General features: G+C 38.7%; 1 protein-coding gene. It reads right to left on the reverse strand.

All coding sequences use genetic code 11. The features are described from left to right. Positions 1-1,120, reverse strand: a 1,120-nt coding sequence (locus HND50_22390) for a T9SS type A sorting domain-containing protein (GenBank protein ID NOG48002.1), incomplete at both ends; no start/stop codon positions are given.

Here is a 1,120-nt window from a genome sequence, read left to right on the forward strand (position 1 = left end):
CCAGGCACTTCTATATGTGCTATGTACATTCCGGATGCAATCCTGCGGCCCGCTTCGTTCTTTAAATTCCATTCTACATTAGAATTTGAGCTGTTATTCTTTAATATATAAACCAAATGGCCAGCAAGGTTGAATATCCTGATCGTCGCATTATTATCGATATTGGTGAATTTTATTACCGCTTCACCGCCACTTAAGTAAGCTGAATGCCCATAATATGGATTGGGAACAACGCGAACCTTTTTTAAAAGCTGTTTACGTTGTGGCGTAGACAACTCCTCTACCAAAGACGAACTGTTAAAAGAATAAACATCTTCATCCGAATTTGGATAGTTTACTTCAATATCAAGTGTCATTATATTCGATTGAAATAGCGAATCGGCTTTTGAATACAGCTTTATGGCCATATAAGCTTCATCTGTAAAAACGCGGCTGTCAGTCCTGGTTGGATTATAAATATCAGTTGAATCATAATCCGATGTCATTATATATAGAATAGGTCCGGATGTTTCTGTATACAGTGTTAATCCGCTTGTTGCCCGTGCACAGATATTCAACTTTCTTGGGTTAGCTGCATCGCTCATATCATAAGCCGAAACAAATGTATCACCCTTTTTGCGATAAATAGAAAAATCGTTCCGGGCAAAAGCATCAAATTTCGAATTTAGTGTAGTATCAAAAACAACACGCACCGGGAAATAATCTTCTTTTCTAATCCAATCTGTTAAAACAAATTTACTATCAACGTGTTTTGCCAAATCAACTCCACCATCATAAATAGCTGAGTCCGAGAATGTAATTTCTTTGGCACTAATTAGCCATGGTGCGTCAGAGGTATCTATAGACACCGCTCTTTCATCTACATCGTAAACCCTAACTGACAATCCATCAACAATCGGAAATGACCATTCTGTCCCGGACACACCCTGGAAGCTCATACTATCAAGAACTGTTTCTGTTGTATTTGCGTTGGTCAGTTTCCAATATTTTGCATCGTCAAAGAATGTAATTTCATACTCATCACCGCTTACTTGGTCATGTTCAACAACATCAATAAAAACCGAACCCTGGCTCGAACCACCGGTTTTCTCCGCTTGGGCACTATTGTAAGGTGTAAAAA

Source organism: Calditrichota bacterium (genome assembly GCA_013112635.1).
In the GTDB taxonomy this organism is placed as follows: domain Bacteria; phylum Calditrichota; class Calditrichia; order Calditrichales; family J004; genus JABFGF01.